At 40.0% G+C, this 6370-nt stretch carries 7 protein-coding genes; 4 read left to right on the top strand and 3 right to left on the bottom strand.

Annotated features, from left to right (window positions below):
* The 3 genes from T408_RS0104825 to T408_RS0104815 form a co-directional block, all read right to left on the bottom strand.
* Positions 1-209: helix-turn-helix domain-containing protein (locus T408_RS0104825; protein WP_028118946.1), on the bottom strand; the 209-nt coding region annotated here is incomplete at its 3' end.
* Between the two features lie 135 nt (positions 210-344).
* Positions 345-674 carry a nucleotide pyrophosphohydrolase gene (locus tag T408_RS0104820; RefSeq protein ID WP_028118945.1) on the bottom strand — a complete coding sequence of 110 codons (330 nt, stop codon included), beginning with the start codon at positions 672-674 and terminating at the stop codon, positions 345-347.
* A 1-nt stretch (position 675) separates the two neighbouring features.
* Positions 676-2334: a DUF2075 domain-containing protein gene (locus T408_RS0104815; RefSeq protein ID WP_028118944.1), complete on the bottom strand. Its 1659-nt coding sequence runs from the start codon at positions 2332-2334 to the stop codon at positions 676-678.
* A 226-nt stretch (positions 2335-2560) separates the two neighbouring features.
* Between T408_RS0104815 and T408_RS10910 the strand changes: the two genes are divergently transcribed.
* From T408_RS10910 to T408_RS10905, 4 genes are all read left to right on the top strand, one after another.
* The gene (locus T408_RS10910; protein ID WP_051444795.1) at positions 2561-3550 is read left to right on the top strand and encodes a LacI family DNA-binding transcriptional regulator; all 990 of its coding nucleotides are present in this window, start codon (positions 2561-2563) and stop codon (positions 3548-3550) included.
* A gap of 69 nt (positions 3551-3619) precedes the next feature.
* Positions 3620-4261 carry a bifunctional 4-hydroxy-2-oxoglutarate aldolase/2-dehydro-3-deoxy-phosphogluconate aldolase gene (locus T408_RS0104805; protein ID WP_028118943.1) on the top strand — a complete coding sequence of 214 codons (642 nt, stop codon included), beginning with the start codon at positions 3620-3622 and terminating at the stop codon, positions 4259-4261.
* Positions 4262-4273: 12 nt separating this feature from the next.
* The gene (locus tag T408_RS0104800; RefSeq protein ID WP_028118942.1) at positions 4274-5227 is read left to right on the top strand and encodes a sugar kinase; all 954 of its coding nucleotides are present in this window, start codon (positions 4274-4276) and stop codon (positions 5225-5227) included.
* 34 nt (positions 5228-5261) lie between these two features.
* Positions 5262-6254, top strand: a complete 993-nt coding sequence (locus T408_RS10905; protein WP_035420122.1) for a 2-keto-3-deoxygluconate permease — start codon at positions 5262-5264, stop codon at positions 6252-6254.
* Positions 6255-6370: the final 116 nt, after the last annotated feature.

Here is a 6370-nt window from a genome sequence, read left to right as displayed (position 1 = left end):
GGACGACGACCTTTTGAAGCCTTCTTTTTATTCGCATGTTTTTGCGCTGATCTAGCTTGATAGGCTTCTGAGTGACAACGATTCAGCTCTCGATAAATCGTTGAGCGATGGCAGCCAATAATATCAGCTATTCGGCTAACTTTATAGCCTTCTTTATGCAGGACTTCTATTTTTAATCGTTCTTCTATGGTAAGATGTTTGTAGCTCATAACAGGCCTCCGTGTTCATGTTGGTGTGGTAACTTACATTTTACACGAACCTGTTATGGGTTTTTATTATTTGTCGCAATTAATTTTACAATCTATCAAATAGAATGAAGTTAAATACTTCAATAGGATCTCCCTCTAATTCAGATGATCATATTTTTTCTTATTCCCCTTAGCTTTATCAACCGGGTATTTTTCAGCGTTTTTGGCTAATTTATCGATTACAATTTCTTCGAGATCTAAATTCAAGTTAGAAGCTAACATAAGTGAGTAGATCATTACATCGGCTAATTCTTCTTTTAAATGATCTAGGTCTGAATCAATGGCTTCCTGTGAAGTCTTCCATTGAAAGATTTCTAATAATTCGGCTGCTTCTAGTGAGATAGAAAGGGCTAGGTCCTTTTCGTTATGAAATTGGCGCCAGTCTCGTTCATCTCGGAATTGGTCAACTTTTTCCATAAGATTCATATTATATATTCCTTTCCTGTAAGCTTAAGAGTTTCTGCCGGAGTTTTGGATTAACAGCATATAGAGCTAGACCATGAACGCCCCGTTTCATCAAGACATTTATGGAATTTAAGATGATTTGCTCTTTCGTATGTTCAATTGTTTCTTGGTCATTGAAACGATTCGTTCTAGTAAAAGCACCGGTATCCTTATAGAGAGAGGTGTCAATAATTAATTCATTACGCTCATCATCAAAATCAATTGAAGGCCCTAACACTAATCCAACATAGTTTAAATCGAATCCTTGGACGGTATAGATTGAACCAACTTCATGAATTGTTTCTGGACGCTCAGCCCATGTCTTAGGGCTTCCCGTGGTGTTCCATGGTAAATTTAATCCTTCCGGATCGACGTAGTAGATACCTCCATCCTTCTTATGTAAGTAGTCAAAGGTAGAGACTATACGAGCAAGGCCAGCTATATTGTTCGCTTCCCGAATATAGTCTTTAAGTTCATCAGGGCTAGCCATGATTTTTAACTCAAAGGATTTCGATTTAGCATTTTTCGGTAAGGGAGTTACTTGCTTTCTAACAAAGTTATCTATCCACTCTTCAACTTCAATAGGCGCCTGCATTCGAAATTGGCGTGTCAATTGTTTTCTTTCTGTGTCGTAATTGCTCACAATTCTTGTGAGTTGATCATCATCCCAGAAACTTTTGAATTTCAAAAATTGTTTGCTGTCATAAATAAAAATCGTTACTTTTGCTCGCTTGATAATTTCTTCTAACTGATTGTCATAAGAGAAATTATTGAATTTATCCTGAGTAGAAAGTAATAAATGGCCTTCATCTACGAGAACAATATCGGCTTGTCTACCAGTATATTTATTGATAAAACTAGTCGGCTTTTCAAAACGGCTTTTAGTTAAGTTAGGTAAGGCTTCAGCAATGCTGTGGTAGGTTTTCTGCATTTCTGTGTGATTAACTAAGAGGTAGTTATCTGTTTTGTAAAGGGGAGAACTAGCATCCTTGCTGAAATCTTGTATAGTGTTGAACAAGGATGATAAGAGAACACTTTTACCCGTTCCAGCTTCTCCTTCAATAATAAAGATATGCTGATTATTTTTATCAATGTTATGAGTACAATAGTCAATAATCTCTTCTTTTAGCGCTAATTGTTCCGAGGAGAGGGCCTTATAAGGAGATATCTTGAATATATCCTTGTTCTCGATTTCTGATAGGGAGTGCTTAACCAACTGGTTGTCCAGAAGAACCTGCCAAATTTGACTAAATATTTCCTGGTCATATAAAGCTTTCTTATAGTAACCATGCATATATTTTTGACGCGTTTGACTAACGTTTTGGAGTTTGTATTCTTCATCCGCAATTAAGTAGTTGATTAAATTAGTCTCGATGTTATAAGTGGCAGATTGATTAAATTTTTCATGACCGATTAATAGGGTATCGGTTAAATTTTTTCTTTTTCCTGATTCCAGATGATTTTTCATTCTTTGATTGACATTGACGGTTTGACCAATATAAGCAGTTTTTCTTTTATTTTGACCGGATTTTGATGGATTATAGAGCATATAAACAATCGGATAGTTATTCAAAAAGACTTGGTCAATCTGAGTTAGATCCTCATGGGTAAAAGATTTATGTTCAATAATTAATTCGTTCATTTGCTTCCCCTTAATCAATAAATATCACTACAATAAGGCTAACATAATTGTTCATTGAATTGAAGATTTTATGAAACAAGCATTTTAATAACTTGATAAAGATTTTTAGAGATTATTTTTGTATGGTTATTTATTCTTCAGGTTAACCACTTTCCCTTAGGTTAACCGGTTGACCTATTTTATGCAATCGGTTACAATAGACTTAGTTAGAGAAAGGGGTGAGGCGATGCCAAACAATAAGGTCACGATTAATGATGTGGCTGAGCGGGTAGGAGTGTCTAAGACGACTATATCCCGTTACATCAACGGTAACTATAAGAAGATGAGTCTGGAGACCAAGAAGCGGATCCAAGAAGTGATTGAGGAGTTGGATTATCATCCAAACCGACAGGCTCAGTCTTTGAAGTCCGATCGGTCCTATCTAATAGGTGTGATTGTTGCTGATATTGGAAACCTCTATACGGCTTATATTCTGGAAGCCATGTTTGAGCAGGTGCAGGATACTGACTACCAATTAATTATCTTGAACAGTAACAACTCTCTTAAGGAAGAAAGAAGGGCCATCCAGCGACTCTTGAATCATAATATTGAAGCATTAATCCTACAGCCGGTCTCTTCAAACTTAAGTGATTATGATCTCTTAACCAACCGGTCGTTTCCGATTACCTTACTTGACCGGTCCTTGAAGCAAAGTTCTTGGTCCGTGGTTCAATCCGATAACTTGACCCGAACCGAGGAGCTAGCAGGATTGATTATTTCTAAGGGTTATCAACGCGTGATTCACTTCTCGGAACCAGTTGAAGAAGTTAGTCCCCGTTTTGAACGTTATACAGCTATGAAGGCTACCCTGGCTGGGAGCCAGGTGGACTTTGACTTGCATGAATTAACGAATCCTTTAGATCAAATCCATCAAGTGATAGATCATTTGGACTGGCAGATTAAGACGGCTTTCTTTGCTGCCAACGGGAATGTCTTACAGCAGCTACTTCGGGTGATCAACCAGTGTGAACGTTCTTATCCAGGAGATTGTGGGGTCTGTGGTTATGATGACTGGCACATCGGTGATATTGTTAACCCCAAGTTAACAGCGGTCCAGCAAGATCCCCATGCCTTAGGTAAGCGTATTATCCAATTAACCTTTAATCAATTAGAAGGCCAACCCAGTCGAAGGATTGAAGAAGTGAAGGCGAAGTTGGTAATAGGAGAGTCCTTATAATTTTTTCGTATTAGGTTAACCGATAAACCTAAAGTTTTTAATTCCCATAACAAGATAAAGGAGATAAATATGATCAGTAATGAAGCATTGCGACAACAACTGCATGACAAGAAACTTTTACCCCTCTATACAGCCACCGAACTAGCCGTGCTGGATCAGGTAGAAGACCTTCTGATCCAGCATGACCTTCCCATGATTGAAGTGACTTACCGGAGTGACTTAGCTAGTAAAGCGATCAAGCAATTAGCGAGCTCAGACCGATTAGTCGTTGGTGCTGGTACAGTTAGAAGTTTGGATCAGGCCAAGGAGGCAGTAGACCATGGCGCTCAATTTATCGTCTGCCCGGCCCTGGTTACGAGTGTAGTTGAGTATTGTTGTTCCGAAGGAATTCCAGTTTATCCAGGAACGGTCACACCAAGTGAGATTCAAGCAGCCAGTGAATATGGCCTAAACTTGGTGAAATTCTTTCCAGCGGATGTTTACGGTGGGGTCCAGGCAATTAAAGCCTTAAGCGGTCCCTTCTTTGACATGGAATTCCTGCCAACCGGAGGTGTTAACCAAGCTAACTTAGAAGAATACTTGTCCAATGACAAGGTGGTAGCAGTAGGCGGGTCCTTTATCCTGTCTGAAAAGGATGTTCTAAATGCCCCTGAACAAGCGGACAGTAATTTAGCTGCACTCACTGAAATTGTCAACAAATTATCAAAATAGGAGGAAACAATAATGACTTTAGATGTAATTACTTTTGGAGAACCTTTGTATTTATTTTATGCTAATGAGGAAGGGCCACTATGGCAGGTCAATAATTTCTCTAGAGCTCTAGCAGGAGCCGAGACTAACGTTGCGACTGGATTTGCTCGCTTGGGCTTTAAACCAAGTCAAGTAACCAAATTAGGAGAAGACACTTTTGGTAAATTTATTATCGAAGCCATGAAGGCCGAAGGCATTGAAACGGATGGTATCCAATTCACTGATCAACAATTCACTGGTATGTATATGAAGGAATTGAACCCGGATGGAGACCCAGAAATTGAATATTTCAGAAGAGGATCTGCGGCTTCAACTATGTCTGTGGAAGACTTTGATAAAGATTACTTCTTGCAAGCCAAGCTAATGCACATGACAACTATCTTTGCTGCTCTTAATGAGAATACCTTAGCCTTTACCTATGAAGCAGCCAAGGCCGTCTCTGAGGCAGGAATTCCGATCTCATTTGACCCAAATTTGAGACCTCAATTATGGAATAGCAAGGAAGAAATGATTGAGAACGTTCACAATCTAGCTAAATATGCTAACTATTTCTTACCAGGTATCAACGAAGCTGAAATGTTGATGGGATCAACTGATCCAGAAGAAATTTGTGATTATTATCTAGATCTAGGTGTCAAGGAGATTGTTGTCGTTAAGACTGGAGCAGACGGTGCCTTCTACAAGACAGCGGATGGTCAGTCCGGTCACGTGTCCGGCTATCAAGTTAAACCAATTGATACCGTAGGGGCCGGAGATGCCTTTGCAGTTGGTTTTGCTTCAGGATTATTGGACGACCTATCAATTGAAGAAGCGATTCTAAGAGGAAACGCCTGTGGCGCTCGTCAAGTGACCTTTGAAGGGGACAATGATGGAATGCCAAACCGCGAAGAATTGAAGGACTTCCAAGAAAATACACAAAGATATTAAACAAGAAGATTATTGATTAGAAAGGATCGTTCTCATGAAAATCAAACAATCGATTCAAAAAGTACCCGGAGGTATGGTTGTTGTTCCCTTGATTTTAGGGACAACCTTGAACACACTCTTTCCTGATCTACCTGAGTTCTTTGGAGGAGTAACTGGCGCTTATTTAAACGGTGCGTCTGCCATTCTATTTGCCTTCTTCTTCTGTGTTGGGACATCTGTTAACTTGAAGTCCTCTTCAGGTTATGTCACCAAGAAGGGGATCTTGATTTCCGGAGGGAAATTGTTACTGGCGACCATCCTAGGGGTAGTCTTAGGACGAATCTTGCCACCTGAGGGCATTCAAAGCGGTATTTTTGCTGGGGTATCAACTTTAGCGATTGTTACTGCCTTTAGCCAGACAAATGGCGGGCTTTATATAGCTGTCTTGGAACCCTATAAGCGAGAAGAAGATATGGCAGCCTTTCCCTTTATCTCCATTCAATCAGGTCCATTCTTTACCATGTTAATTCTAGGATTAGCTGGTGTGGCAACCTTCCCTCTACCTTCGCTCATATCAACATTAGTTCCCTTTGTCCTTGGACTGATTGCTGGTGCCTTGGACGATGAGATGAGAGAAATGTTTGCCCCTGGTGTAGGTATATTGATTCCATTCTTCGCCTTTGCATTAGGTTATACTTTAAACTTCAACCAGATCTTCTCAGCAGGATTTGCCGGTATTATTGTTGGCTTCCTAGTGATTCTTGTATCAGGTGGCTTCATGGCCGGGCTTGACCGTTATGTTTTGAAGTCAGATGGCGTGGCTGGTTGGGCAGCCGCTTCTACTGCCGGAGCCGCTGTATCAGTTCCCTTTATTATTGGCCAGGTCAGTTCTGAATTCACAGAAGTTGCTGATTCAGCTACTGCAATCGTAGCTGCATCCGTGATTGTAACATCGATCTTTACGCCGATTGTCACTAACTTCATGGAGAAAAGAGCCCGCAAGCAAGGATTACCAGTGGTCCCAAAAAGTGAGCAGTCAAGCAAATAAACTAGACTGTAAGACAAATTGATTATTTGTATTTTGACGAATACAATTGAAGTCTTGGTTTGAATGGCTTTGAACGTAAAAATAATAGTAAAAGAGACCAAATGTGCCCTGAGCGA

It is taken from the genome of Hutsoniella sourekii ATCC 700629 (assembly GCF_000518205.1).
In the GTDB taxonomy this organism is placed as follows: domain Bacteria; phylum Bacillota; class Bacilli; order Lactobacillales; family Aerococcaceae; genus Hutsoniella; species Hutsoniella sourekii.
The sequence above is the reverse complement of the archived record's forward strand: the minus strand, read 5'-3'. Positions and strand labels throughout refer to the sequence as shown.

Bases quoted from the DNA above. Each gene is read 5' to 3' on its own strand.
- T408_RS0104820 (WP_028118945.1), bottom strand. From the start codon at position 674: ATGAATCTTATGGAAAAAGTTGACCAATTCCGAGATGAACGAGACTGG.
- T408_RS0104815 (WP_028118944.1), bottom strand. From the start codon at position 2,334: ATGAACGAATTAATTATTGAACATAAATCTTTTACCCATGAGGATCTA.
- T408_RS10910 (WP_051444795.1), top strand. From the start codon at position 2,561: ATGCCAAACAATAAGGTCACGATTAATGATGTGGCTGAGCGGGTAGGA.
- T408_RS0104805 (WP_028118943.1), top strand. From the start codon at position 3,620: ATGATCAGTAATGAAGCATTGCGACAACAACTGCATGACAAGAAACTT.
- T408_RS0104800 (WP_028118942.1), top strand. From the start codon at position 4,274: ATGACTTTAGATGTAATTACTTTTGGAGAACCTTTGTATTTATTTTAT.
- T408_RS10905 (WP_035420122.1), top strand. From the start codon at position 5,262: ATGAAAATCAAACAATCGATTCAAAAAGTACCCGGAGGTATGGTTGTT.